Raw genomic sequence first — 25,864 nt, forward strand, 5'->3', positions numbered from 1 at the left:
TGGCTGAGCCGCAGCGAGAATGTCTTTCGTCTGCTCAACTACCCCTACCCATGCGACGTCTTGAACGCTTCTTTGGCTTCGGCGCTAGCCTCGGTCTGGTACTTCTCTTTCCATTCCGCGAAGGGCATCCCGTAATAGGCCTCGCGCCCTTCGTCCTTGCTCATCTCGATCCCGCGTTCATTCGCGGCTTCCTGATACCAGCGTGACAGGCAGTTCCGGCAGAACCCGGCGAGGTTCATCATATCGATATTCTGCACATCGTTGCGGTCTTCCATCAGGTGCTTTTGCAGGCGGCGAAAGGCGGCGGCTTCGATTTCTAGGCGGGTTTGGTCGTCCATCTTGTCTCTCCCTCACAGGCCGGAATTGGCGAGTACGTCATTCAATATAGGTGCCAATCGTTCGGCCCAAAGTCTTTGGCCTGCGGCATCTTCAATCAGGTCCTGGCGCAATTCGATCAGCACATTGGGCCGCCCATGTTGCAAGGCGTGGCGGTCAACTGCGTCACCGGGCAAATGGCCCGCATAAGGTTGGTTTTCACCCGTGCACCAGCCCTGTGCGCGGCAGGCTTCAATAAAGGGTCGCGCCAGCCGATCGTCATGGGCGTAAAGGATGCCAATTTCCCAAGGTCGCGGGTGCCGTCCCTGCAGTCGAGGCGTGAAACTGTGCACGGCGCAAATCGCAGGATCACCCATCTGGTCAGCCAGATCTGCGTAAGCCGCATGATAAGGGCGATAGAGACGGCGCAAACGCTCCTCTCTCTCGGCATCATCGGCGTATTTGTTGCCGGGGATGATCGTGCCGTCATAAAGCCGCATCATGATCGTCGGATCATCCTCACCCCGGTTCGGGTCACAGACCAGCCGGGAAAAACGGGACAGGATCGCGGGGCTCTCCATCAGATCGGCGAGATGCCTGGTCACCCCCGCCGCGCCGATGTCGTAAGCGATATGGCGGCCCATATCCGAGGCAGGCAGGCCCAGATCACCGCCATGCACCCAATCAGGGATATGGTTTGAGGCGTGATCACAGGCGATCAGCCATCGCCCGGGCCGATCTGCCCCTATGATTTCAAATGGTTGGTCGGTCATGCGGTGTCATTCCTTTGTCACCGCGTTTAGGCTAGTTGTTCCAGGAAGGGAATTGCGTATAAGAGGCGCAACGTCGCCGTTACCGCTAACGGTGGAAAGACCGGAGGGACCAAAGATGAGACGTCACCGCAATGTAAAGATCGTCGCGACACTGGGCCCGGCCTCTAACGATTACGACACAATCCGCGCGCTGCATGAGGCGGGCGCAGATGTGTTCCGCCTGAACATGTCCCATGGCGATCATAGCGAGATTAAGGTGCGCCACGACATCATCCGTCAGATCGAGGCGGATATGAACAGCCCCATCGCAATCCTTGCGGATTTGCAGGGACCGAAGCTGCGGGTTGGCGTGTTCAAGAATAGCGAGGAGGAATTGGTCGAAGGTGCCGATTTCCGCCTAGATCTTGACGATGCTGAGGGCGATGTGACCCGCGTAAAGCTGCCGCATAAAGAGATTTTCGACGCGCTTGAACCGGGGGCGCATCTTTTGGTGAATGACGGCAAGATCAAGCTGCGGGTGAAGGAATGCGCCGCTGATTTCGCAAATTGCGAAGTCGTGGTGGGCGGCACGATCTCGAACCGCAAGGGTGTGAATGTGCCTGACGTAACGCTGCCGGTCGCAGCTTTGTCTGACAAAGATCGCAAGGACCTGGAGTTTGTTTGCGAATTGGGTGTGGATTGGCTTGCCCTGTCTTTTGTCCAGCGCCCGGCAGACGTAGAAGAGGCGCGTGAACTGGCCAAGGGGCGCGCTGCGATCCTGTCGAAGATTGAAAAGCCAAACGCGGTAAAGGCCTTTGACAGCATTCTCGAAGCCTCTGACGGCATCATGGTCGCGCGCGGGGATCTTGGGGTGGAACTGCCGGTACAGAATGTTCCGCCGATCCAAAAGCAGTTGGTCCGCAAATGCCGCGCTGCTGCAAAGCCGGTGATTGTCGCGACGCAGATGTTGGAGTCCATGATTGACAGCCCAATGCCCACCCGCGCTGAAGTTTCCGACGTAGCAACGGCGATCTATGAAGGTGCGGATGCGATCATGCTATCGGCAGAATCCGCCGCCGGATCTTATCCGATTGAAGCGGTTACGACGATGAACAACGTCGCCGCGGAAGTTGAGGCCGACCCCACTTACACCGACATCATCGAGGCCTCGCGCAAATCCGATGGCAAGACCGTGGCCGATGGCATCGTTTCCGCCGCGCGTGAGATTGCGGAGACCACCGATGTCAAAGCGATCTGCTGCTTCTCCCAATCCGGAACAACCGCGCTCTTGGTGTCACGCGAACGCCCGCGCGTGCCAATTGTGGCGCTGACCAGCTATGAATCAACTGCACGCCGGTTGTGCCTGTCATGGGGCACCAATTGCGTGATGACTGGCGCTGTGAACCGGTTCAAGGATGCGGTCGTTGCGGCAGTGCGGGCGGCATTGGATCAAGAATTGGCCTCCACATCGGACAAGGTGGTCGTCACCGCCGGCGTTCCGTTCAACACGCCGGGATCAACGAACATTCTGCGCGTCGCCCCGTGCGAAGAACGTTTGATTTACGCCAACCAGTCAGAGTAGGTTGCGCGCCAGGGGGGGCGTTGCAAAAGGGCGTAACGCTGTGGAATTTGACGTCATCTTTGTGCTTGGGCTGCTGCTGGTCCTGTTTTCAGCGCCATCCTTTGCGAGCGCTTATGCTGACAAACGCCGCCCGACACAGGCCTTTCTCACGGTTTTGATTGGTGCAGGCATGATCTATTACGCCGTGGTGATGAACCCCGGCGTCTACGCCGTCGATCAGGTTGATGATGTGGTGCTGCGCGTCATTGGTTGGGTTCTCAACGAATAAGTCTTGCACGGATTTCAAATGCGCCCTATACGGCGTCCTTCACCCGCGCGTCCGGCCAGTATGGCATGCCGAGTCGCGCGTTTCGACCGACCAAAGATGGAGACGGAAATGCCAAAGATGAAGACAAAATCGAGCTGCAAAAAGCGGTTCAAGACCACGGCCTCCGGTCGCGTTGTGGCCGCCCAGGCGGGCAAGCGCCACGGCATGATCAAGCGCACAAACAAATTCATTCGCAACGCACGCGGCACGACAACCCTGTCGAAGGCCGACGAAGGTATCATCAAGCCGATGATGCCCTACGCACGTTAAGGAAGGATTTGAGATATGCGCGTTAAAGGCGGAACCGTCACCCATCGTCGTCACAAGAAAGTTCTGGATCAGGCCAAAGGTTATTATGATCGCCGCTCCAAGACCTTCAAGGTGGCCAAGCAGGCCGTCGACAAGGCCAACCAATATGCAACCCGCGACCGGCACAACCGCAAGCGCAATTTCCGTGCGCTGTGGATCCAGCGGATCAATGCGGGCGTGCGTGCCGTTGATGAGACACTGAACTACTCGAAGTTCATCAACGGTCTGAACAAGGCGGGCATCGAAGTTGACCGCAAGGTCCTCGCCGATCTGGCTGTGAACGAGCCTGAGGCTTTTGCGACGATTGTCGGTAAGGCGAAGGCCGCGATGGCCTAAAGCAGGTCCGACACGTGAACAGGATGTGAAAGGCCGTTGCGAAAAGTGACGGCCTTTTTTGTAAGTAGCAAGACTAGGTCGCCATTATTGGGGCGTGGTATCAACGTGCTGCCCTCAGGCGGCCAAATCCGTACCGCTCAGCACAACCACTTGGTCACGACCGCCGGTTTTCGCTTCATAAAGCGCGATGTCGGCCCGCTTGAGCGTCTCTTCGACCGCGTGATCGTCTGCATGAACTTGCGTTAATCCAAAACTGGCCGTGACCATCAGTTGCATGTTAGCGACTGAAAAAGGCGTATCCCCGATGCCGTCGCACAGCCTTTTCGCAACCCGCGTTGCATCCTCAAGTTGTGTAGCTTTCATCAAAAGCCCGAACTCTTCGCCCCCCATCCGGATGAGCGTGTCTTCGCCCCTCGATCGTCCGCTCACCCGCTGCGCGAATGCTGTTAGCACCGCGTCGCCTACATCGTGGCCGTATGTGTCGTTGATTTGCTTAAAGTGGTCTAGATCCATCGCAAGATAGCAAAAGGGTTCGTTTGTCAGCCGCCATTGGTCCCAGATTACCTCGGCTTCTTCATAAAACAGGCGTCGGTTTCCAACGCCCGTCAACGCATCAATCCGCGCCATATGTGTCAGCGTCTCCATCTGTTCGATCACCTGCAACTGCATGGCAAGGCATTGACCGATCGCTTCCAGCGCGCAGATGACGTTGCCAGGCTGATCAAGCGACCCGAAAAAGCTTGCATTGATGACGCCAAACCGGCGCGATTTGGTCATCAGCGGGACAATGACTATTGTCCGATATCCCATGTTTGCCAAAGTTTGAACGCCGGGTGAGTCAACGCTTGCTGGATCGGGGACGTATGCTGATCGTCCTTCGCGGTACACTGCGCCGGCAATGCTGTGACGGACGCCGTATTGGCTGTCCGGCGCAACCCCTTTGGTGCCCGTCATCGCAGTGACTACCAACTGAGTGTCATCATGTAGAGCGATGGAACAACGATCCGCCGCAACAATTTGCTTTGACCACAGGGAGTACGCATCGAGCACCTCGCCTCGGGATGTCGCCTGAGACAGGTCGTTCAAAAAGCCGATTGGCACCTGCAACGCGTCGCGCCCGGCCGCGGCGCGCGCATGTTCCGCAAGCCGGAACGGTTCGACAAAGTGCTTTTCGTCTGTCATGGGCCTTTGTGGACACAGAGGTCTTAAGATCGCGCTTAAACAAGTATCAGTTTTGCGCCTTTCCCGATTATTTGAAGTCCTGTGCGCCTTTCCGTGAACAGGCAATGAAACCGTAAGGACTTTGCGCCAAGTTGCGCGCGGATGGTCCGAGGTGCTGATGCGAACGCTGCTGATCCTGTTACTCTTATGGCCCTTTGTGGCGAAGGCTGAAACCGTGCCGCTCCTCTCTGGCGCGCGGCAGCCGCTTTTCCAGATGGCTCCGACATCTGGTGGCGTGGAAAGTGCCAGCCTCTTTCAAGGGGCCGCAACCGGCTTCTTTGCGCCGAAATCGACCTTCGACAAAGACGCGCTGATCCATATCCGCAACGTGATCGGTCAGGCGGAATCGCCGCAAGCGGGATATGATGCCGTGCAGCATGGTGCCCGCATTCGCCCCGCAAATCTGCCGACGCAAATGACCCTGGCCGAGATTTTCGCCTGGATCGATGCCACGCCCGGCCAGCCGCATGCCATTGGCCGCTATCAGTTTATCCCGGCCACCCTGCGCCGCGTCGCCACCCAGATCGACGCACAACCTGGTGATCGGTTCAGCCCCGCAATGCAGGACCGGCTTGCCGATGTACTGCTTGCCGATGCTGGCTTTGCCGCGTTTCTCGCGGGTGAACTGAACCAGAAAGACTTCATGAACAACCTCGCTGCGATCTGGGCAGGTTTACCCACCTCAAATGGGCGGTCGCGCTATCACGGGATTGCGGGCAACCGGGCGACGGTGACCCTTGCCTATTTCCAAAGCGAGATTGCCAAAATCGCGCCGGGTTAAGGGCGCTTGCAACCGTGCCACCCATTCGCTAACCGAAGGCGGATGAATGTAAGAGGCGCGTGATGGACGACCTTAAGGAAAAGTATCTGGGCCTGATTGCCAATGCCGCCGATGAGGCCGCGATTGAGGACCTGCGCGTGCAGGCGGTCGGCAAGAAGGGTGAGATCAGCCTGAAAATGCGCGAGCTGGGCAAGATGACACCTGAAGAACGGCAGGTGGCTGGCCCGGCTTTGAACGCGCTCAAGGATGAGATCAACAGCGCGCTTTCGGCCAAGAAAGCGGCCCTTGCGGATGCGGCTCTCGATGCCCGCCTGCGCGACGAATGGCTGGATGTCACCCTGCCGTCCCGTACTCGCGCCCAAGGCACAATCCACCCGATCAGCCAGGTCACCGAAGAGATCACGGCCATCTTCGCCGATATGGGCTTCTCCGTCGCCGAAGGCCCGCAGATCGAAAGCGACTGGTATAACTTCGACGCGCTCAACATCCCGGGCCACCACCCCGCGCGGGCCGAAATGGATACGTTCTACACGCACCGCAAGGAAGGCGATAACCGCCCGCCACATGTGCTGCGCACCCATACCAGCCCCGTCCAAATCCGCTCGATGGAGGCGACGGGCGCGCCCACCCGCATCATCTGCCCCGGTCGCGTCTACCGCTCTGACTATGACCAGACCCACACGCCGATGTTCCATCAGATAGAGGGGCTGGCGATTGACCGCGATATCTCCATGGCGAACCTTAAATGGGTGCTGGAGGAATTCGCCGCAGCCTTCTTTGAAGTCGACAAGATCGAGGTGCGCTTCCGCGCCTCTCACTTCCCCTTCACCGAACCCTCGGCCGAGATCGATTTCCGCTGTTCCTGGGTCGATGGCCAACTGAAACTGGGCGAAGGCGATGACTGGCTGGAGGGCGGTGGCTCTGGCATGGTCCACCCCAAAGTGCTGCAAAACGCCGGGATTGATCCGGCGGAGTGGCAGGGCTTTGCCTTTGGTCTGGGGATCGACCGGCTGGCGATGCTGAAATACGGGATCCCGGATTTGCGGGCGTTCTTCGATTCAGACCTGCGATGGCTGCGGCACTACGGGTTCAACCCGCTGGTGCAGCCGACGCTGCATGGTGGGTTGAGTAGGTAGATGATCAGACTTTTAGACCGCCTTGCACAAAAGATGGTCTTAGAAATCGATCATTTGATGATCGACGATCCTATGATTGATGACGCGGATTTTGAAGGCGTTAACCCAACTGTTTGGGTCAAAGGAAATGCGGCAGCACTTGATCGCTTAGACTCAAAGGCGGGATCGTTGCTCACCCATATTTCAATGATGCTTGCGGCAGCAACTTTCATGATTTCAGCTGCCGATACCTCAGATGTAGAGCGTGTGATCATAGGCCTCGAACTCGTTTGCTACCTGTTTCTCGCACTCATTTGTGTTCGGTGTCTGCGCTTTGTTGACCTTCCGTTAGCGGGTACGGGTGGCCTGGGAAGAATAGACGAGCAGCTTCGATTGGAGGTCAGAAGGCGCTCTTTGCTTCTGAATATCGCAATTCGTTGGATGTTTCTTATTACGTTTGTGTTCATGTTATCCGTGTTGGTTCACATATTCTTATGACCGGCCTCCCGGCGAAGCCGGGCAGCGCCCGGACCTCCCCCACGGGGAGGGCGCTTTTGCAACGCTGCAACCCTAACAACCGTCGCACATGAATTGACCACTTCGCATCGATGAGATGTCCGTGCGCCCACCCCGAGGTCCGGGCGCTGCCCTACCGCTGTGCATAGTTGCCACGCCCCCTGGGCTCCACCCGTCTGGACCTGCAACTGTTCACTGGACAGTTTTCGAGACGGTCCAGACCCCCTCAGCCCGGGCGCTGCCCTCCCGTTGCGCACCACGTCGGGCTTTTGCATATTCCTTGCATGACCACCCTGACCGCCCTCAAATCCAAATACCCCACCGCCGAAACCTTCACCTTCGGCGACAATCCAGACCTCTGCCGGCGTCTCATCACCCTTGTGCGGCAAGGCAAGAAAACCGCCACCTGCGGGGCGCTGTCGGACTTCACAGCCGAGGGCGAGCCGCTGCCCGTCGTGGGTCGCTGCGATATCGCGCTCAATTGGAACGGCAGCCCGGCGTTGGTCATCCGCACTACCCAAGTCACCCAAATCCGGTTCTGCGACGTCACCGAAGCCATGGCGCTGGCCGAAGGCGAAAACGACAGCCTCGCCGGGTGGCGGCGGGACCACGAGGCCTTCTTCACCCGCAACGGCGGCTTCAGCCCTGACATGATGCTGGTCTTCGAACACTTCGAACTTGTCGAAGACCTCGCCTAAAGTGCCCGCTGGACTCCACGCCGCGTTCAGTCCGCGCTATCCTGCGTGACATGATGCGCGTCTCCCTCCTCCTTCTGCTCATCCTCATCGTGGGTGCCCATATCGCCATGTGGACCTCTGACATGTCCCGCGATCTCGCGCTGAAGCTGACGCTGATCAATGCCGCTGCCTGGGCGGTGATCCTGTTGCCTGTATGGGCGGTTTCCAAATGGGCCGCCGCCCACAAGCACCGCAAATAGCCTTCCACCCCCCGGCGTTATCCGCTAAGCCCTGTCCGACCCGAATTTGACGCTGGACGCTCGCATGAAATTCACGCTTTCCTGGCTGAAACGCCATCTCGACACGGATGCTTCCGTGGATGACATCACCTATGCGCTGACCGACCTCGGGCTTGAGGTGGAAGGCGTCGAGAACCCTGCCGAACGGCTGGCCGCCTTCACCATCGGCAAGGTGCTGAGCGCCGAGAAACACCCCGATGCGGACAAGCTGAAGGTCTGTCAGGTCGACACCAAGGATGGGCCCACCCAGATCATCTGCGGCGCGCCGAATGCCCGCGCCGGCATCACCGTGGTGATCGCCAGCCCCGGGACTTACGTGCCCGGCATCGACACGACAATCGGCGTCGGCAAAATCCGCGGCATCGAAAGCTACGGAATGATGTGTTCCGAACGCGAGATGGAGCTGTCGGACGAGCATGACGGCATCATCGAACTGCCTAGCGGAGAGGTGGGAGAACGGTTCACCGACTGGCTCGCCGCCAATGATCCTTCCAAGGTCGATCCGGTGATCGAGATCGCGATTACCCCCAACCGCCCCGACGCGCTGGGCGTGCATGGCATCGCGCGTGACCTTGCCGCCCGTGGCCTTGGCAGGCTGAAAGCGGTCGAGGTGACCCCGGTTCCGGCCAGCTTTACCTCTGATCTGAATGTGTCCATTGATGACGATACTCTGGACGGATGCCCGGTTTTCTGTGGTCGTTTGATCAAAGGTGTCAAAAACGGCCCTAGCCCCGAGTGGTTGCAGCAGCAGCTACGCGCCATCGGTCTCCGGCCAATCAGCTTCCTAGTCGATGTGACGAACTGGTTCACTTACGACCTCAACCGCCCGCTGCACGTCTTTGACGCGGACAAGGTCAAAGGCAACTTGCGGGTCCACCGTGCCAAGGGTGGTGAGGTGCTGATGGCGCTTGATGACAAGGAATACACGTTCCAGCCCGGCCAGATGGTGATCTCGGACGAGGAAGGCCCGGAAAGCATCGCGGGGATCATGGGCGGGGCCGAAACGGGCTGCACCACGGACACTGTGAACGTGTTCGTGGAAAGCGCCTATTGGGACCCGATCCAGATCGCCTATGCGGGCCGCGCGCTCAAGATCAATTCCGATGCACGCTACCGGTTCGAACGCGGCGTTGACCCGGCCTTCACGCCGGTTGGGCTGGAGCATGCGGTGCGGATGATCGTAGATCATGCGGGCGGTGAGGCGTCCGAGCTGATCCAGGCGGGGCAGGTGCCCGATACGTCCCGCGCCTACAAGCTCGACTCGGCCCGTTGTTCGTCGCTTGTCGGCATGGACATCCCGGCAGAGACACAGCACGCGACGCTCACAGCGCTCGGCTTTCGCATGGAAGGCGACATGGCCCATGTGCCCACATGGCGCCCCGATGTGCAGGGCGAGGCAGACTTGGTCGAAGAGGTCGCGCGCATTGCGTCCTTGACTAAGCTGGAAGGCAAACCTTTGCCCCGGACTGAACCGGGCGTGGCGCGGCCCATCCTGACGCCGAGCCAATCGCGGCAACAGGCCGTGCGGCGGACCGCTGCGGCGCTGGGCTACAACGAATGTGTCACCTACAGCTTCATCGACGATCAGGCAGCGAAACTGTTCGGCGGCGGCGACGACAGCACCATGCTGGAAAACCCGATCTCGTCCGAGATGTCGCATATGCGGCCCAACCTTTTGCCCGGCCTGCTGCGGGCGGCGGCGCGCAATCAGGCGCGGGGCTTCATGGATATGGCGCTTTTTGAGGTTGGTGCCGGTTTCCACGGCGGTGAACCGGGCGAGCAACACGACCTGATCTTTGGCGTTCTGATCGGAAAAACGGGTCCGAAAGATGTGCATGGCGCATCGCGCCCCGTCGACCTTTATGATGCCAAGGCCGATGCCGAGGCTGTGCTGGCGGCGATAGGCGCGCCCGCCAAGGTCCAAATCCTGCGCGGGGCGTCAGACTGGTGGCACCCGGGTCGGCACGGCATGATCTGCCTCGGTCCGAAAAAGGTGCTGGGCATCTTCGGCGAACTCCACCCGCGCGTCCTGCGCGAGATGGATGTCAAAGGCCCCGCTGTTGCCTTCACCATCTTGCCTGACGAAGTGCCCGCACCGCGCAAGAAATCCACAACCCGCGCCGCACTTGCCGCAACGGACCTGCAAGCGGTTGAGCGCGATTTTGCATTTGTCGTGGACGCTGATGTCGAAGCCCTGGCCCTGATCAATGCTGCCGCCGGGGCAGACAAGACGCTAATCACAGATGTGCGCGTCTTTGACGAATTCATCGGGGGCAGCCTCGGTGAAGGTAAGAAATCTCTCGCCCTGACCGTGCGCCTGCAGCCGACCGAGAAGACGCTGAAAGACACGGATATTGAGGCAGTGAGTGCCAAGATCGTCGAGAAAGTGACGAAAGCGACGGGTGGCGTTTTGCGCGGGTGACAGAGTTTTCGTCACGAAAACTTTGGCCTCCGGCGGAGGTATTTTTGAACGAAAGAAGGGTGGAACGATGCGCGTATATCTCTCCGGCGAGATTCACACCGATTGGCGGGATCAGATTGTTAATGGAGCGAAAGGTCTGGACGTCGTCTTTGATGGCCCGGTGACCGATCACGCGGCTTCGGATGATTGCGGTGTGGCGATCATGGGGGCGGAGCCGGATAAGTTCTGGCATGACAACAAAGGCGCGAAGCTGAACGCGATCCGCACGCGCCACGGAATTGAAAACGCCGACATCGTCGTCGTGCGATTTGGTGAGAAGTACAAGCAGTGGAATGCGGCCTTTGATGCAGGTTATGCCGCAGCGCTTGGCAAATCACTGATCGTCATGCATGGGGACGATCATCAACACGCGCTCAAAGAGGTGGATGCCGCGGCCCTTTCCGTCGTCGAAAGGCCGCAGCAGGTGGTTGATATCCTGAAATACGTGCTGTCCGGGCAACTGCCCTGACCTAGGACGGATCAGGAATGCGCCTCGCCTTGTCGACGGCGGGGCGGGCGAAAAACCGCTCGACATAAGCCGGTACGTTTTTGAGGTCATGATAGCCGACCACATCCTTCGTGCCGTAGAATTCCAGCGCATTGATCCAGGGCGCAATGGCCATGTCGGCGATGGAATAGTCACCCACGATCCAGTCCTGCCCCTCCAGTTGTTTGTCGACGACGGCCAGCAGACGGATCGCCTCATCGCGGTAACGTTCCCGCGGGCGCGGGTCTTCGATATCCTTGCCCGCGAATTTGTAGAAGAAGCCCATCTGCCCCAGCATCGGCCCCAAACCGCCCATCTGGAACATCAGCCATTGGGTGACATGCGCCTTTTCGGCGGCATTCGACCCAAGGAATTTTCCCGACTTTTCAGCCAGATAAAGCAGGATCGCGCCACTCTCGAAAATCCCGATGGGTCCGTTGGGACCATTCGGATCGATGATCGCGGGGATCTTGTTGTTGGGGTTTAACGATAGAAATTCAGGGCTCTTCACGTCCGCATCGGACAAGGTGACCAGATGCGGCTCATAGGCCAGCCCCATCTCTTCCAACGCGATTGAGACTTTCACACCATTCGGTGTCGGATAAGCATAAAGCTGGATTACGGACGGGTCTTTTGCGGGCCAGCGCTTGGTGATCGGGAATGCAGACAGGTCGGTCATGGATGTGCTTTCTTGGGCAAATTAACGTTTCCCTAAGATAGACCCAAAGCCGCATGATAAAACCCATAGCCATGTGAGCCAATATTGATATCAATGTGCGTAGTTGCGCATAGGGCAAAAGACCGGCGCATGGGTGAAAAGTTGTGGGGACTTAACATGATCAACGAATTCAAAGAGTTTATCGCCAAGGGCAATGTGATGGACATGGCCGTCGGTATCATCATCGGCGCGGCCTTTACGGCCATCGTCACATCGCTTGTCGGCGATTTGATCAACCCGATTATCGCGCTCTTCACGGGTGGGATCGATTTCTCAGGCTGGTTCTACACGCTTGACGGGTCCGACCATGCTTCGCTTGCCGCCGCGCAAGAGGCGGGCGCCGCCGTCTTTGCGATTGGCAACTTTATCATGGCGGTGATCAACTTTCTGATCGTGGCCTTTGTTGTCTTCATCCTGGTGAAGATGGTGAACCGCATCAAAGACGCCGCGGAAGGGGAGAAGGAAGAAGCACCGGAAGAGCCAAAAGGCCCAACCGAGCTGGATGTACTGCTGGAGATCCGGGACGCGTTGGCCAAACAAAACTGAGGCGCACCAGTGGTTCGGGGCCTGCAATCTTGGTAGGCCCTTTTACATTCAGGCTTTCAGAGCGAGGCTGGGTGACAAGACATCGATGCCAAGCGCCTTGCCGACCGCGTAATAGGTCAGCTTGCCAGCGTGCACATTCAACCCGTTCAAAAGATGCGGGTCGTCCTCGCAGGCCTGACGCCACCCCTTGTCGGCTAATGCGAGCATGAAGGGCATCGTTGCATTGCCAAGCGCGATGGTGCTGGTACGAGCCACAGCGCCGGGCATATTGGCCACACAATAATGCATGATCCCGTCGACATCATAAGTCGGATCCTGATGCGTTGTCGGGCGAGAGGTCTCAAAACAACCGCCTTGATCAATGGCCACATCGACAAGGGCGGCACCTGCCTTGAGTTCTGAAAGCTGCGTCCTGCTGATCAGCTTGGGCGCAGCCGCGCCGGGGATCAGGACAGCACCAATGATCAGGTCCGCATCACTGGCAAGCGCAATCGTATTGCCCGCGCTGGCGTAACTTGTCTTGAAGAGCATGCCGAAAGCGTCATCCAGATAGCGAAGTCGGGCCAGTGACCGGTCGAGCACCGTGACATCCGCACCCATTCCAGCGGCAATACGTGCGGCATGGGTGCCAACAACCCCGCCGCCAATGACAACCACCTTAGCAGGGCCAACGCCGGGCACGCCGCCCATCAGAACACCGCGTCCGCCATTGGCCTTTTGCAGTGTCCAGGCCCCGACCTGCGGGGCGAGCCGTCCGGCCACCTCCGACATCGGCGCCAAAAGGGGCAGACCACCATGGGTATCAGTGACGGTTTCATATGCGATGCAGGTGGACCCGCTTTCCATCAGGTCCTTGGTCTGTTCCGGGTCTGGGGCGAGGTGCAGATAGGTAAACAAAATCTGCCCTTCCTGCAGCATTTTCCGCTCAACGGGCTGCGGTTCTTTCACTTTTACAACAAGATCGGCGGTTTCGAAGATTTCCACCGCCGTGCCTGCAATAGCCGTCCCGGCATCGATGTAATCGTCATCAGAAAAGCCTGCGCCCACACCTGCGCCGGTTTCGATTGTCACCTGATGACCGTGCGCCACAGCCTCGCGGGCCGCATTTGGCGTGAGCCCCACGCGAAACTCCTGCGGCTTGATCTCTTTCGGGCAGCCGATATGCATGATCTTTCTCCTCCTCGCTCCTTAAGGTGATAATCTACTGATCCGGGCGCAAGGTGCATGGCAATTTGTTGAAGTACTCGGCACTTGACGCTAGAAACGTGCAACAAACGACAAAAAAACCGAAGGATTGTGCGTGTGTCCGAACTTGATAGCATCGATCATCGAATCCTCGCCGTGCTGCAGAAAAAGGGCCGCATGTCGAATGCCGAATTGTCCGAGCAGGCCAACCTTTCGGCTTCGGCCTGTCATCGGCGCGTTCAGCGGCTTGAGAAGGAGGGATTCATCCGCGACTACGTCGCGCTGCTCGACTCGCGCAAAATGGGCCGCCCGACGACGGTCTTTGTCGAGATCACCTTGAGCGGACAGGCAGACGAGGTTCTGGATGCGTTCGAGCGCGCCGTGGCGCGGGTGCCGGATGTACTGGAATGCCACCTGATGGCAGGCACAGCGGACTATCTGCTGAAGGTCGTGGCAGGGGACACCGAGGATTTTGCCCGCATCCATCGTCGCTATCTCGCGACCCTGCCGGGGGTTGCGCAAATCCAATCCTCCTTTGCGCTGCGTACTGTTCGCCAGACAACGGCATTGCCGATCTAGCGGCTCAGCGGGTCCTCTTCGCGCCCCAGCCCATACCGAACAGCGATGGTCCAGACATGGTCGGGCACCATGTTCTTCATCTTGGCCGGTTCCTCCCGGCGCAGATGCAGGATCGTTTCGGCCGCCTTCATCTCGACCCGTGCGCGTGCAAATTCAAGGCCGCGTGGTCCGATCCGGGGCATGAGCCACCCCATGATCCCACGCATGAAATTCGGCATCCGGCGCAGAGGCAGACCACCTGCTGCGCGGCGGGTGTTCTCGATGAAGCCCTTCACGGCGTTGTCGCGTTTCCCGGCCGAGCCGAGGTCGCTCAAAGAAACTTCTGCCCCAAGATTGTCCAGCATTTCCTGCCCACGCGCATTCCGGACGATCAGCCATTGATCGCCCTCACCAGCCATGTACCCAACCGTAATGTCAGCGAGCCTGTTGGTGTAATCCACACAAGTGCGGCAGGTCAGCGGGAAAAAGTCAGACGGCAAATCCGCTAGAGGGAGTTTCAGAAACGGGATGAGGCGCTTGCGCCCATCCTCAAACCGGAGTTCCACATGATAGTCGGCACGGAATTCCAGATAGGTGACCGTCTCCGGCGCGTCGGTGAGGCGCGCGAGAAAGGCATGGAAATTCTCGGTCGTTGTATTGTCGGAGCAGGGCGTGCCGATCACGTAGAGCCGATCAAATCCCAGCTTGGCCTCAAGCGCGCGGAGCGCGTAGACTTGACAGGGAATGCCGATCACTGCGATCGTCCGGTGCCCCGCATCCCGCGCCGGTTCAAGCAGCGCGAGCAGTGGCGCATAACCCATCCGCATGCCTCTTGCCTGCTGCAAGTCGGTGGAGTCCGTGATGATCGCAGGGCGCGGGCGCCAGCGGTCATTGGCGTCGGGGATCATTGTCAGAACCGCATCCACAGCACCGGTTTCCAGCAGTCGCTCTGCCAGCCGCGTGGTCAGCCCGGTCCATTGGGCACCATCCCGCGCCGGGTGCAGTGCGGCCCGATACATTGCACTCGTGACGCCAAAAAAACGCTCATCACCTTGCGCCCTGGGTTCGCGCCCATGCACGCGCGCCTCAGGCGTCGGGTAGTCGGGCTTGATGAACTGACACGCCTTGCCGCAGGCGCTGGGATCCGACATGCGCGAGACGCCGCAATCGGTGCAAAGGCCTCGCGGCGCGGGCGTGTTGAAGGCGGGGGTTTGGGGGCTGGTTCCCATCATCCGAGCCTAGCGGCGCAGCGGATGAAGGCCAAGGGCAGATCAGCCAACGAAGCTGGGTTGGCCGGGATTTCTATCCCGGCCTTCCACAGAATTAGACGAACGCAAAAACATCCGCACCTGGATCAAAGACCGGCAGGTCGGGGTCCTCACCGCCGGGCAACGAGGCCCAGAGATTGTCCAAAAGATGCGCGTCAATCAGATCAAGATCGCGCAGAAAATCCGGCTCATCCGAGGCCAGAATAACCTCTTCCACATGAAAGGTCTGGCCCGCCCCGATATGACCCCAGGACGTCACCAGATCGTTGAAATCGTTGCCCGGATCATCGCCCGTGATTTCGGTGATATTCGCGTCGCCGATCCCATGCCAGATTGTCTGATCGTAATGCGTGCCGTCAAATCCTCCGATGCCGACAGCCTGCACAGCATAGACATCGTCAAAAAGCTCCGGATTGTCGCGATATTGCAGCACGACTTCGGCCCCACCCAGCGAGTGACCGGCAAGATTGACGATGGCACCATCCTCAATGTCATCCTCAAAAAATTCCGCGATCATCGCGCTGATCGCGTCCTCGCTGGCGCCCGTATCCTCAGATAGGATCAAGGTGATGTCGCTCAGCGCATCGCCAAAACCGTCCGATCCGCCGACGGAGATATAGTATTCACCCGTCGCCTTGTTCTGCAAAAGGGTGACATTTGCCTCGAAGCTGGCCAGAAAGCTGCTGCTGGAGTCCTCCAGCACGCGAATGATCTCAAAACGGTCATCGGCCCAGGTCACGATCCCGTCGAGCCACTCTTCGGTCTCATAGACCAGTTCAGCATCAAGCACATAGCCATCCGCATCGACAGCACCCGCCGCAAAGAGTTCGGAATAATCGGCATACCCGATCTGGGCGGCGACGATGGCGTCGCGCACCTCAATCTCTTGATCCAGGGTCCAGTCCGCGCTTTTGATGGTTTGGGATGGCACCTGATCTTCCAGGGCCGCGACAGGCTCAAAACGCGAGAGATCGGGGTTGGTTGGCACATATCCTTCACCCACGGCGTCCTCGACCGTTTCGAGCACCAGATCGATTGCCGCCGCGGCGGTTGTGTCGATCAGTGATCCGACGGCCTCCTCAACCTCTTGCACAACTTTCTCGGCAGTGGTTTTCACCACCTCGACAACAGTATCAACGGCCTGTGTGACCGTATCGACAACGGGGTCGATTACCGTCTCTTTGACAAATTCAACGGTCTCTTCAACCGCTTGGACAACCGGTGTGACCACCGCTTTGAGCCAATTAAGCCATCCCATATATCATTCCTCCCTGGGGTGACGCGTCCCTTTGACACCAGCATGCTGGCTCCTCTCGTCGCGGGATGCGCGTTTTGGTTGTGTGGCCGACCATAGGGAGAAGGTTTGCAATCGGATAAATGACGCTACGTCAGTGACGTAAGGTCAAGCGACTGGCAATCGGATGGTATCAGCCGATCATGACCGGCTGATACTTGTTGATGGGATTATTCTGCTGCGCAGCAGCGCGCGTTGGAGTGCGGTTGGTCAATCGCGGTGTAGATCGTGTCGGACGCATCAACGCCGTATTCGGTGGCATCGCCATGGGTATAAAACGTCTCCCACCGCAATCCGGCGGGGTCCTGTACCCAGGTTTTGTCAGATACCGCGTAGCAGCAGGTCGTCGCCTCTTCATCAAAGGTCGCCGCTTCCGCCGCCTTCAGCCGTGCGCTGATCGCACCCAGCCCTTCGCCGGTATCGGTTTGCAGCCCGACATGGTTCAACCCTGGCTTCGCACCATCGCGGACCGAAATGGCAAAGTTCACGCTCGGATCATCAAGCAGCCACTTGGCATAGTCATCCTTCGTAACGGTCGGATAGGTGCCAAACAGGCTCGAATAAAAGCTGATCGATTGCTTGAGATCATCGACATTCACGTGGACGTGGAAGCGGTTCATGACTGGTCCTTTCCGTCTGGGTTGGTGGTGATGAGGTCTTGCACGATTTCCGGGCGCCGCTGGCAGCAATCCTCCAACAGGAAGGCAAAGAGGCTGCGGATCGTATCGTAATTGGCGGCGTAAATCACGGATCGTCCTGCGCGCTGGCCTTTCACAAGTCCGGCCTGGCTGAGTACATTCAACTGTGCGGAGGTTGTCGTAAAGGCGCTGCCTGCAGCACTGGCAAGGGCGCCTGCTGGCATACCCGAAGGCCCCGCCTGAACAAGCCGCCTAAAGAGATCAAGCCGCCCGTCATGGGCAAGGGCGCTGAGGCCGTTGATCGCGTCATTTGATTCCATAATCCATGGATTAATGGAATAATGAATTAATGTCAACCAACGCTTCCGTCGCAGCCCCTTTCCCTTCACCACGCTGCGCGGTAAAGGGGCGCATCTGTTAAGAAGGAGCCTGCGACATGGGCTATCGAATCGCCGTTGCCGGTGCCACGGGCAATGTGGGCCGCGAAATGCTGAACATCCTTGATGAACGGGCCTTTCCCGTTGATGAGGTTGTGGCCCTCGCCAGCCGCAAATCGCTGGGTACCGAGGTGAGCTTTGGGGATGCGACACTCACCACCAAGGATCTCGATACGTTCGACTTCACCGGTTGCGATATCGCGCTTTTTGCCATTGGGTCGGATGCAACCAAGACCTATGCGCCCAAGGCTGCGGCGGCTGGCTGCGTGGTGATCGATAACTCATCGCTTTACCGCTATGACCCCGATGTCCCCCTGATCGTGCCGGAAGTGAACCCGCAGGCGGTGCACGATTATGCCAAGAAAAACATCATCGCCAACCCCAACTGCTCGACCGCGCAGATGGTTGTGGCGCTCAAGCCCCTGCATGATCGCGCGACGATCAAAAGGGTTGTCGTGAGCACCTATCAGTCTGTTTCAGGTGCAGGCAAAGGCGGAATTGATGAGCTTTGGGACCAGACCAAGTCGATCTACAACCCCACCGATGATAAACCGGCCAAGCAATTCACCAAACAGATCGCTTTCAACGTGATCCCGCATATCGACAAGTTCATGGATAGCGGTGAGACCAAGGAAGAATGGAAGATGGTGGCCGAGACGAAAAAGATCGTCGACCCCGCCATCAAGGTCACCGCGACTTGCGTGCGGGTGCCGGTCTTTGTCGGCCATTCCGAGGCGATCAATATCGAGTTCGAAGATTTCCTCGATGAAGACGAAGCGCGCGATATCCTGCGGACCGCCCCCGGTGTCATGGTCATTGATAAGCGCGAGGATGGCGGCTATGTCACGCCTGTCGAATGCGTCGGTGATTTCGCCACCTTCATCAGCCGCATCCGGCAGGACAGCACAATCGACAATGGCCTGAACCTTTGGTGCGTCTCTGACAACCTACGAAAAGGTGCAGCACTCAATGCGGTGCAAATTGCGGAGTTGTTGGGCCGTGAGTGTCTGAAGAAGGGCTAGCCCACTCGGCCCTCATTGTTTCGGAGTGTCAGGTTTCGTGAAATACCTCCGCGACGGAGCGTCACTTGGTCAGCGTTCAACCCGCATATCCCCCAACAACAGGAGTGATGGATATGCGAAGAACAACAATCCTGATCGTGGCCTTAACGGCGACTTTGACCCTTCCGGCGACCTTTGCTGCTGCTGACGCACACATCAATCTCGACCGGGTCGAAGACAGAATAGACCGGCGCGAAAGCATCCGGGATGAGCGCGTTGACCACGGCCCGCGCGATGTGATCGAAGACCGGATTGACCTCTGGGAAAGCGTCGCCGACCGTAACGGGATTGAGGCTACCCCCCGCATCGACCGTCATGAACGGCGAAGCTGGTGGCGTCGCTGGGCCAACTAGCGACAACAGGCCCCGCGTATATCGTCCCCAGCAGACGCGGGACCTCTTTTTTCGATTTCTTTCCAAGGATCGGCTCTTGCGGCGCGTCAAAGATGTATAATGAAGACGCAAAATTTGCAGGAGACATCGATGCTGCGCTTTTTTCTGACAACCAGCCTGATCGCATTGGCCGCACCCGGCCTTGCTGACACGATCACAGGGCAGGCCAAAGTGGACACCGTCACGATCTATCCCGGTCTGGCGACGGTCAGCCGTCTGGTAATACTGGATCTGCCTGCCGGATCGCACGAGATTATCGTGCCGGACCTGCCGCAATCGCTTTCGACCGAAGGCTTGCGGCTCTCTGCACCTGCAGGCGTGCAGATCGGCGCGGTCAACCTTGCCTATGACCGGTTGCCCGTGACGCCGGATCAAAGCAGCCCGGCCATCGTCGCGGCAAAAGAAGAGGTGGAGCGGCTGGAAGAAGTGCTGCGTGAGCGTGACGCCGAGATTGCGGCGATCCGTTTGCGGGTTCAGGCGGCAGAAGAACAGATCGCATTCCTGCAAAGCCTCAGCCAAGCCAGCGCGGGTCAGACCCTTACGACGTCTTCCATCGCAGATATTCAAGCGCTGGCTCAGATGGTCGGGACCGAGACCTTGGCCGTGCGCGAGGCGGCTTTTGCCGCCGAACAAGAGGCTCAAGCGGCCTTGCGCGCCCGCGAAGACGATGTTGAGGCGCTGGAGGATGCGAAGAAGGCGCTCGCCGCCTTGATGGCGCCGGAAAGTGATGGCGCGGTGCTGACCTTTACGGTGAATGCGGTCGAGGCTGGCGAGGTTGTGATTGACGTTAGCACGCTGGAGGGCTTCGCCAATTGGTCGCCCGTCTATGACATGCACCTGACCACGGGCGATGACGCCGCACTGGATATCGACAGGGCCGTCGTGGTCAGCCAGGCAACGGGGCAGGATTGGCTCGATGTGCAACTGATCCTGTCAACCGCCCGTCCGGGCGAACAAATCGCACCCAGCGGGGTCTGGGCACCGCTGCGGCGGATTATCTCGGAGGAGGCGCTGAAGCGCGAAGAGGGAGAGATGCTGTTGATGGCGGATGAGGCGATGCCGATGAACCGCTCTTTGGCAGGTATGGCCGAAGCCATCATGCCTGCCCCGGCGATGACGGCGCAGGCGGATTTCAGCGGTGCGACCGTGACCTACATCTATCCAGGCCGCGTCGATATCCGCAACGGGGTGGAGGATTTGCGGCTGCCGCTTGATACGCTCGCTTTGGAGGCTGACGTTTGGGCCGAGGCTGCGCCAAGCCGTGACAGCATCGCGTATCGGATGGCGGAGTTCACCAACACGACCGATGAGATACTGTTGCCCGGACAGGCGCTGATCTTTGCTGATGGTACGATGATCGGGTTCAGTGAGTTGCCGCTGCTCGCTGCCGGTGCGGACACCGAAATGGGCTTCGGCCCGCTTGACGGGCTACGGCTGACCCGCGCGACCCCGCGCCGGTCAGAGGGTGATGCCGGGGTGTTCACCAGCAATAACCAACTGGTCGAGCAGGCTGAGATTTCGGTCGAGAACCTGACCGGACAGGATTGGCGCGTGCTGTTGCGCGATGCGATCCCTTATTCGGAACAGGATGATCTGGAGGTGGAGTTTTCAGCCTCCCCATCGGTCACCCGCCGTAATCCAGAAGGCCAGCGCGGCATCCTTGAATGGGACCTCGATGTGGCTGCGGGTGCGACGCAGGATGTGTCCTTGGAATACAAGCTGACCTGGCCTGAGGGCTATCTGTTACGGTAGAGGCACCGATGTCGGATGGGCACCGCCCATCCGGCCCACCGCACCGTCACAAATTGTGCTGGGACAGCAGGTCGGTTTTGCATTTCGCAAAGTTGCGGTCACGCTCTGCCTCTTCCGCGTCATCTGCGGGCCGGGTGGGGGGCAAATAGTAGAGAACACAGTATTGATGCGCATTCTGCGCGATGCTTTCCAACGCACAGTCTTCGACCTCGCGCTGTAATTGTGACGGATCGCGCGCTGCGCATCTTGTGCTGTAATAGGATAAACGTTCTTCTGCGGTCGCCTGCCACAAAAACCAAGATGGCCCGCCAACACGGTCCGGGTCCGGGGTATTACCGCCGCAATAGCCCGTTGGGTTGTGACATCCCAGAAGCACAGATGCTGTTGAGCATGCAGCGATACCACCGCCAAGTGCGGCAACGGTCAGCCCAATCCATGTAAGTGTTCTCAACAGATGTACCCCGTACTTGATGGGGTGATAACATGCAGTAGGCGCAATGTCTTGCACGGTACATGCTCATCAATGAGGTCCATGCGATAAGGGGCGTTGCAGCGCCCCTTTCGCTATCACATATTCGGGTAGTTCGGTCCGTCGCCACCCTGCGGGACCGTCCAGGTGATGTTCTGGCTGGGGTCTTTGATGTCGCATGTCTTGCAATGCACGCAGTTCTGGAAGTTGATGACAAAGCGTGTGTCTTTGCCTTCTTCCTCAACAAATTCATAAACGCCTGCCGGGCAGTAGCGGGCTGAGGGGCCCGCATATTTCGGCAGGTTGACCTCAACCGGGACGGACGCGTCGGTCAGCTTCAGATGCGCAGGCTGGCTTTCCTCGTGATTGGTGAAGCTGAACGAGACATTCGTCAGCCGGTCGAAGGACAGCGTGCCATCGGGCTTGGGGTAGTCGATGGCCTTGTGCTTGCTGGCATCTTCAGTGGCGTCGGCGTCCGACTTGCCGTGATGCAGCGTGCCAAGAATACCGCCACCAAACGTGTTCATCCACATATCCATGCCGCCAATGCCGAGCGACGCGAGCAGGCCGTATTTCGACCAGAGCGGTTTGACATTCCGCACCTTCTTGAGGTCTGCGCCAATCTCACCCTTACGCACGGCCTTGTCGTAGCCGTCGAGCAAATCACCTCCACGACCTGCTGCAATCGCGTCGGCCGCCGCATCGGCAGCAGCAATGCCGGAGAGCATGGCGTTATGGTTGCCCTTGATCCGCGGCACATTGACCATGCCCGCGGCACAACCCAGCAAAGCCCCGCCGGGGAATTCGAGCTGCGGCATCGACTGGAAACCACCCTCGGAAATCGCGCGCGCGCCGTAGGCCACGCGTTTGCCGCCCTTCAGAAGCTCGGCCACCATCGGGTGATGCTTAAAGCGCTGGAACTCCATGTAAGGGAAAAGATGCGGGTTCTTGTAGTTAAGGTGGACGACGAAACCCACATAGACCTGATTGTTTTCAAGATGGTAGATGAATGACCCACCACCGGCATTGCCCTCAAGCGGCCAGCCCATCGTGTGGGTCACGGTGCCTTCGCGGTGCTTTTCTGGGTCGATTTCCCAGATTTCCTTCATGCCCAGCCCGTATTTCTGGACGTCGGATTTCGCATCAAGGTCGTATTTCGCGATCACCTGCTTTGACAGCGACCCGCGCACGCCTTCCCCGAGGAAAACGTATTTGCCGTGAAGCTCCATACCGGGCTCATAGGATGGGCCAGGGGTGCCATCGGGGTTCTTGCCGAACTCACCGGCGACCACGCCTTTGACTTCGCCGTTCTCGCTATAGACCAGCTCAGAACAGGCCATGCCTGGGAAGATTTCTACGCCCATCTCTTCGGCTTGTTCCGCCATCCAGCGGCAGACATTGCCCATGGAGACGATATAATTGCCGTGATTGTTCATCAGTGGGGGCATGATGAAATTGGGGATACGCAACTGCCCCGCTTCGCCCAGCATATAGAAGTTGTCTTCCTTCACGGGGACGTTGAGCGGTGCGCCCTTTTCCTTCCAGTCGGGCATCAGCTTGTTCAGGCCAACGGGATCAAGCACCGCGCCCGACAGGATATGCGCGCCAACCTCTGACCCTTTTTCGAGCACGACGACATTGAGATCTGCATCGCGTTGTTTCAGTCGGATCGCCGCTGACAGGCCTGCTGGGCCCGCACCCACGATCACCACGTCATATTCCATCGCTTCGCGTTCAATCTCGGCCATCAACACATCCTTCAACCTTGGGGAATTTCGCCCCTTTCATTTAGCGTCGGCACCGGTTACCTCAAGGAAGGTTACGGGGCAATCAAGACACGACGTCAAAACGGCTTGGCGCGACACCAAATCGCGTCAACGGCTTGACTATTTGCGTCCCGAATGGACTATGAACGATCGATTGACTGTAAGACCTCTTCAGAAGGGGATGAAAGATGGACAAGATACCACTGACCCGGGCCGGTTTTGACAAGCTTGATGCGGAACTCAAGCATCTGAAAACAGTGGAACGCCCGGCGATTATCCGCGCGATCGCTGAGGCGCGCGAGCATGGCGATTTGTCCGAAAATGCCGAGTATCATTCCGCCAAGGAAAAGCAGTCATTCATCGAAGGGCGCGTGAAAGAGCTTGAAGGCGTGATTTCGCTTGCCGATGTGATTGATCCGTCGAAACTGTCCGGCGCGATCAAGTTCGGCGCGACCATTGAGTTGGTCGACGAAGACACCGACGAAGAAAAAACCTATCAGATTGTAGGCGAATACGAGGCCGATATCGAAAACGGCAAGCTGAACATGAAATCGCCGTTGTCGCGGGCTTTGATCGGCAAGGAAGAAGGCGATAGTGTGGATGTGCGGACGCCCGGCGGTGTGCGCAGTTACGAAATTCTGTCTGTAACGTATAAGTAGAAAGTGCGCAGTGCATGGCGCAACAACCGCTGAGCGATAAGGCGCGTGAGGCCGAAGGGCTAAGCCAGGCCGAAGGCATTGCCATGGCATTGGCGGTGGGCTGGCTGATCGCAGTCGGGCTGTTCTTCTGGATCCTGCCGCCCAAACAGCCGGAAGGCGCGCCTTTTGACAGCTTGCGCTTTATCGTGATGCTGATCGCGATCTTCATGCCGGTCGGGCTGATTTGGGTCGCCGCTGTCGCGGCCCGCTCTGCCCGGATCATGCGCGAGGAATCGTTTCGCGTGCAGGCGGCGATTGACGGGATGCGGCAGACCTATCTGGCGCAGGCTCAGAAAGCGCATGCCGAACCTGCTGTGGAAAAGCATCTTGAGGCGATTGCGCAATCGGCCAAAAACACCGAAACGGCTGTGTCTCGCTTTGCGTCCCGTCGCGAGGTCTCGCGGATCATCGTGCCACGCGCGGCACCACAGACACCGAGCGACCAGCCCGCACTCGCGCTTGGCACCTCGCAAGAGGAATTGGCACCGCCGTTGGAAAGTGTCGATCTGATCCGCGCGCTCAACTTCCCCGATGATGAGCATGATATGGATGGATTTGCGGCCCTGCGCCGTGCCTTGCAGGACCGGCCCATGCGCAAGCTGGTGCAGGCAGCGCAGGACGTGCTGACGCTCTTGTCGCAAGACGGCATCTATATGGATGATCTGCGCCCCGAACCTGCAAGTGCCGAGATGTGGCGCCGCTTTGCCCATGGCGAACGGGGGCGCAGCATGGATACGCTTGGCGCTGTGCGCGACCGCGCGGCACTTTCGCTAGCCGCGGGACGGATGCGCGAAGACACGATCTTTCGCGATGCGGTACATCATTTCCTGCGGCATTTCGATCAATTGCTAATCACCTTCGAGGCCGAGGCGACCGATACCGACCTTCTGGAACTCGCCGAGACGCGCACCGCCCGGGCGTTCATGCTGTTGGGGCGGGCGACGGGCACCTTCGACTAACACATGCTCGACATCTTCCTGCAGACCTTGCCCTTCTTCATGCTGATCGCGCTGGGCTATGGCTCTGGCAGGACAGGGTTTTTTTCCGCAGAGGCGACAGCGTATCTGACGAAGTTTGTCTTTTACTTCGCGCTGTCGGCGATGTTGTTCCGGTTTTCGGCCAATCTGTCGTTGGGCGAGATTCTCGACTGGCAGTTTGTGCTGGCCTATCTCGCCGCCACATCTGCGGTTTATGTGCTGGCAACATATGTCGCACTCCGCCGCCGCGCACCTGTGACCGAGGCTGCGATTGAGGCGCAATGCGCCGTGATCGGCAATGTGGGGTTTCTGGGGATCCCGATGCTGGTTCTGTTGCTGGGTGAAGCGGCGGTGGGGCCTGTCATGATGGTTTTGGCTGTTGATCTTATCGTCTTTGGCAGCCTGATCGTGATCCTGATCACCGGTGCGCGTGATGGGCGGATGTCGCCGCGTATTCTGGTCACCGTCGCGCTGGGGCTGGTGAAGAACCCGATGATCGTATCGATTTCGCTGGGACTGCTGGTCTCGGCCAACAACGTGCCGATCCCGGTGCCGGTCAACGACTTCCTGAGTCTTTTGGGGGCGGCGGCAACGCCAGGAGCGCTTTTTGCCATCGGTGCCTCGCTCGCCTCCAAATCGGCAGAACGTGTTGCGGTGGCGGGCTGGCTTTCGTTCTGCAAACTTGTGCTGCACCCCTTAGCGGTGGCCATCGCGGCGCTGTTTCTCTTCGATATCGATCCTTATGCGGCGGGCGTGATGATCGCTGCCGCAGCCTTACCGGTAGCGGGCAACGTCTACATCATAGCCCAGCATTATGACGTGGCCCCGGCCCGCGCTTCGGCGGCGATATTGCTGTCCACGATGGCGAGCGTCGTCACCGTCTCTCTGGTGATTGCCTGGGTGACAACATTGATCGCCTAGGATAGCCCTGTTGCGATGACAGGAGG

Annotated in this window: 30 protein-coding genes; 19 read left to right on the forward strand and 11 right to left on the reverse strand. The window is 58.7% G+C overall.

Translation table 11 applies throughout. From position 1 onward, the window contains the following. Positions 1-44 precede the first annotated feature (44 nt). Both SLH49_RS01485 and SLH49_RS01490 read right to left on the reverse strand, forming a co-directional pair. Positions 45-338, reverse strand: coding sequence for a DUF1244 domain-containing protein (locus SLH49_RS01485; protein ID WP_320267405.1), 294 nt, complete (start codon positions 336-338; stop codon positions 45-47). Between the two features lie 12 nt (positions 339-350). Continuing rightward, positions 351-1,088, reverse strand: a complete 738-nt coding sequence (locus SLH49_RS01490; protein WP_320267406.1) for an N-formylglutamate amidohydrolase — start codon at positions 1,086-1,088, stop codon at positions 351-353. 115 nt (positions 1,089-1,203) lie between these two features. Here SLH49_RS01490 and pyk point away from each other — a divergent pair, with 115 nt between their 5' ends. From pyk to rplT, 4 genes are all read left to right on the forward strand, one after another. Further along, positions 1,204-2,649, forward strand: coding sequence for a pyruvate kinase (gene pyk, locus SLH49_RS01495; protein ID WP_320267407.1), 1,446 nt, complete (start codon positions 1,204-1,206; stop codon positions 2,647-2,649). Between the two features lie 40 nt (positions 2,650-2,689). Beyond that, entirely contained in the window at positions 2,690-2,917 is a 228-nt protein-coding gene (locus tag SLH49_RS01500) for a hypothetical protein (RefSeq protein WP_320267408.1), read from the forward strand. Positions 2,918-3,025: 108 nt separating this feature from the next. Further along, positions 3,026-3,226, forward strand: a complete 201-nt coding sequence (rpmI, locus tag SLH49_RS01505) for a 50S ribosomal protein L35 (RefSeq protein WP_320239408.1) — start codon at positions 3,026-3,028, stop codon at positions 3,224-3,226. 15 nt (positions 3,227-3,241) lie between these two features. After that, a complete protein-coding gene (gene rplT, locus SLH49_RS01510; protein ID WP_320267409.1) occupies positions 3,242-3,601 on the forward strand; it encodes a 50S ribosomal protein L20 in 360 nt (119 codons plus the stop codon). Positions 3,602-3,715: 114 nt separating this feature from the next. On the opposite strand, the gene SLH49_RS01515 is transcribed toward rplT, so the two are convergent. Beyond that, positions 3,716-4,783, reverse strand: coding sequence for a sensor domain-containing diguanylate cyclase (locus tag SLH49_RS01515; RefSeq protein ID WP_320267410.1), 1,068 nt, complete (start codon positions 4,781-4,783; stop codon positions 3,716-3,718). A gap of 157 nt (positions 4,784-4,940) precedes the next feature. Between SLH49_RS01515 and SLH49_RS01520 the strand changes: the two genes are divergently transcribed. The 7 genes from SLH49_RS01520 (at position 4,941) to SLH49_RS01550 (ending at position 11,140) form a co-directional block, all read left to right on the forward strand. After that, entirely contained in the window at positions 4,941-5,603 is a 663-nt protein-coding gene (locus SLH49_RS01520; RefSeq protein WP_320267411.1) for a hypothetical protein, read from the forward strand. Positions 5,604-5,665: 62 nt separating this feature from the next. Then, positions 5,666-6,739, forward strand: a complete 1,074-nt coding sequence (gene pheS, locus SLH49_RS01525; RefSeq protein WP_320267412.1) for a phenylalanine--tRNA ligase subunit alpha — start codon at positions 5,666-5,668, stop codon at positions 6,737-6,739. Next, positions 6,740-7,216 carry a hypothetical protein gene (locus tag SLH49_RS01530; protein ID WP_320267413.1) on the forward strand — a complete coding sequence of 159 codons (477 nt, stop codon included), beginning with the start codon at positions 6,740-6,742 and terminating at the stop codon, positions 7,214-7,216. Between the two features lie 302 nt (positions 7,217-7,518). Then, positions 7,519-7,932, forward strand: coding sequence for an ASCH domain-containing protein (locus tag SLH49_RS01535; protein WP_320267414.1), 414 nt, complete (start codon positions 7,519-7,521; stop codon positions 7,930-7,932). Between the two features lie 50 nt (positions 7,933-7,982). Next, positions 7,983-8,171 carry a phenylalanyl-tRNA synthetase subunit beta gene (locus SLH49_RS01540; RefSeq protein ID WP_320267415.1) on the forward strand — a complete coding sequence of 63 codons (189 nt, stop codon included), beginning with the start codon at positions 7,983-7,985 and terminating at the stop codon, positions 8,169-8,171. A gap of 64 nt (positions 8,172-8,235) precedes the next feature. Next, on the forward strand, positions 8,236-10,632 hold the full coding sequence (gene pheT / locus SLH49_RS01545; RefSeq protein WP_320267416.1) for a phenylalanine--tRNA ligase subunit beta: 2,397 nt from the start codon (positions 8,236-8,238) through the stop codon (positions 10,630-10,632). A gap of 67 nt (positions 10,633-10,699) precedes the next feature. Further along, entirely contained in the window at positions 10,700-11,140 is a 441-nt protein-coding gene (locus SLH49_RS01550) for a YtoQ family protein (RefSeq protein ID WP_320267417.1), read from the forward strand. Position 11,141: 1 nt separating this feature from the next. On the opposite strand, the gene SLH49_RS01555 is transcribed toward SLH49_RS01550, so the two are convergent. Beyond that, on the reverse strand, positions 11,142-11,837 hold the full coding sequence (locus SLH49_RS01555) for a glutathione S-transferase family protein (protein WP_320267418.1): 696 nt from the start codon (positions 11,835-11,837) through the stop codon (positions 11,142-11,144). A gap of 156 nt (positions 11,838-11,993) precedes the next feature. Between SLH49_RS01555 and mscL the strand changes: the two genes are divergently transcribed. Then, complete coding sequence (gene mscL, locus SLH49_RS01560) at positions 11,994-12,422, forward strand: large conductance mechanosensitive channel protein MscL (protein WP_320268493.1); 429 nt, start codon at positions 11,994-11,996, stop codon at positions 12,420-12,422. A gap of 48 nt (positions 12,423-12,470) precedes the next feature. Here the strand turns inward: mscL and ald are convergent, their stop codons facing one another. Beyond that, positions 12,471-13,589: an alanine dehydrogenase gene (gene ald, locus SLH49_RS01565; protein WP_320267419.1), complete on the reverse strand. Its 1,119-nt coding sequence runs from the start codon at positions 13,587-13,589 to the stop codon at positions 12,471-12,473. 135 nt (positions 13,590-13,724) lie between these two features. Between ald and SLH49_RS01570 the strand changes: the two genes are divergently transcribed. Beyond that, complete coding sequence (locus SLH49_RS01570; RefSeq protein WP_320267420.1) at positions 13,725-14,186, forward strand: Lrp/AsnC family transcriptional regulator; 462 nt, start codon at positions 13,725-13,727, stop codon at positions 14,184-14,186. Here SLH49_RS01570 and SLH49_RS01575 read toward each other — a convergent pair. The 4 genes from SLH49_RS01575 to SLH49_RS01590 form a co-directional block, all read right to left on the reverse strand. Beyond that, positions 14,183-15,397, reverse strand: a complete 1,215-nt coding sequence (locus SLH49_RS01575; protein ID WP_413785259.1) for a Coenzyme F420 hydrogenase/dehydrogenase, beta subunit C-terminal domain — start codon at positions 15,395-15,397, stop codon at positions 14,183-14,185. The genes SLH49_RS01570 and SLH49_RS01575 overlap by 4 nt on opposite strands. Before the next feature lie 91 nt (positions 15,398-15,488). Further along, on the reverse strand, positions 15,489-16,691 hold the full coding sequence (locus SLH49_RS01580) for a hypothetical protein (protein WP_320267421.1): 1,203 nt from the start codon (positions 16,689-16,691) through the stop codon (positions 15,489-15,491). A 206-nt stretch (positions 16,692-16,897) separates the two neighbouring features. After that, a complete protein-coding gene (locus tag SLH49_RS01585; protein ID WP_320267422.1) occupies positions 16,898-17,347 on the reverse strand; it encodes an ArsI/CadI family heavy metal resistance metalloenzyme in 450 nt (149 codons plus the stop codon). After that, a complete protein-coding gene (locus SLH49_RS01590; RefSeq protein WP_320267423.1) occupies positions 17,344-17,685 on the reverse strand; it encodes an ArsR/SmtB family transcription factor in 342 nt (113 codons plus the stop codon). Before SLH49_RS01590 ends, SLH49_RS01585 begins: the two co-directional genes overlap by 4 nt. Positions 17,686-17,801: 116 nt before the next feature. On the opposite strand from SLH49_RS01590, the gene SLH49_RS01595 reads away from it, so the two are divergent. The 3 genes from SLH49_RS01595 to SLH49_RS01605 all read left to right on the forward strand — a co-directional run bounded on the left by SLH49_RS01595 (position 17,802) and on the right by SLH49_RS01605 (position 21,007). Next, positions 17,802-18,824, forward strand: coding sequence for an aspartate-semialdehyde dehydrogenase (locus SLH49_RS01595; RefSeq protein WP_320267424.1), 1,023 nt, complete (start codon positions 17,802-17,804; stop codon positions 18,822-18,824). A 113-nt stretch (positions 18,825-18,937) separates the two neighbouring features. Then, complete coding sequence (locus tag SLH49_RS01600; protein ID WP_320267425.1) at positions 18,938-19,216, forward strand: hypothetical protein; 279 nt, start codon at positions 18,938-18,940, stop codon at positions 19,214-19,216. 129 nt (positions 19,217-19,345) lie between these two features. Next, positions 19,346-21,007: a DUF4139 domain-containing protein gene (locus SLH49_RS01605; RefSeq protein WP_320267426.1), complete on the forward strand. Its 1,662-nt coding sequence runs from the start codon at positions 19,346-19,348 to the stop codon at positions 21,005-21,007. Between the two features lie 46 nt (positions 21,008-21,053). On the opposite strand, the gene SLH49_RS01610 is transcribed toward SLH49_RS01605, so the two are convergent. Further along, a complete protein-coding gene (locus tag SLH49_RS01610) occupies positions 21,054-21,458 on the reverse strand; it encodes a hypothetical protein (RefSeq protein WP_320267427.1) in 405 nt (134 codons plus the stop codon). A 116-nt stretch (positions 21,459-21,574) separates the two neighbouring features. Next, a complete protein-coding gene (locus SLH49_RS01615; RefSeq protein WP_320267428.1) occupies positions 21,575-23,224 on the reverse strand; it encodes an electron transfer flavoprotein-ubiquinone oxidoreductase in 1,650 nt (549 codons plus the stop codon). Positions 23,225-23,430: 206 nt separating this feature from the next. On the opposite strand from SLH49_RS01615, the gene greA reads away from it, so the two are divergent. The 3 genes from greA to SLH49_RS01630 are packed head-to-tail and all read left to right on the forward strand — an operon-like array spanning position 23,431 to position 25,838. Next, positions 23,431-23,901 (forward strand): transcription elongation factor GreA, encoded by a 471-nt coding sequence (greA, locus tag SLH49_RS01620; RefSeq protein ID WP_320267429.1) that lies wholly within the window; start codon positions 23,431-23,433, stop codon positions 23,899-23,901. Between the two features lie 14 nt (positions 23,902-23,915). Then, on the forward strand, positions 23,916-24,899 hold the full coding sequence (locus tag SLH49_RS01625) for a hypothetical protein (protein WP_320267430.1): 984 nt from the start codon (positions 23,916-23,918) through the stop codon (positions 24,897-24,899). A gap of 3 nt (positions 24,900-24,902) precedes the next feature. Then, a complete protein-coding gene (locus SLH49_RS01630) occupies positions 24,903-25,838 on the forward strand; it encodes an AEC family transporter (protein WP_320267431.1) in 936 nt (311 codons plus the stop codon). The last annotated feature ends 26 nt before the right edge of the window (positions 25,839-25,864 follow it).

Origin of the sequence: Cognatiyoonia sp. IB215446 (assembly GCF_033963825.1) — a bacterium.
Lineage (GTDB): Bacteria > Pseudomonadota > Alphaproteobacteria > Rhodobacterales > Rhodobacteraceae > Yoonia.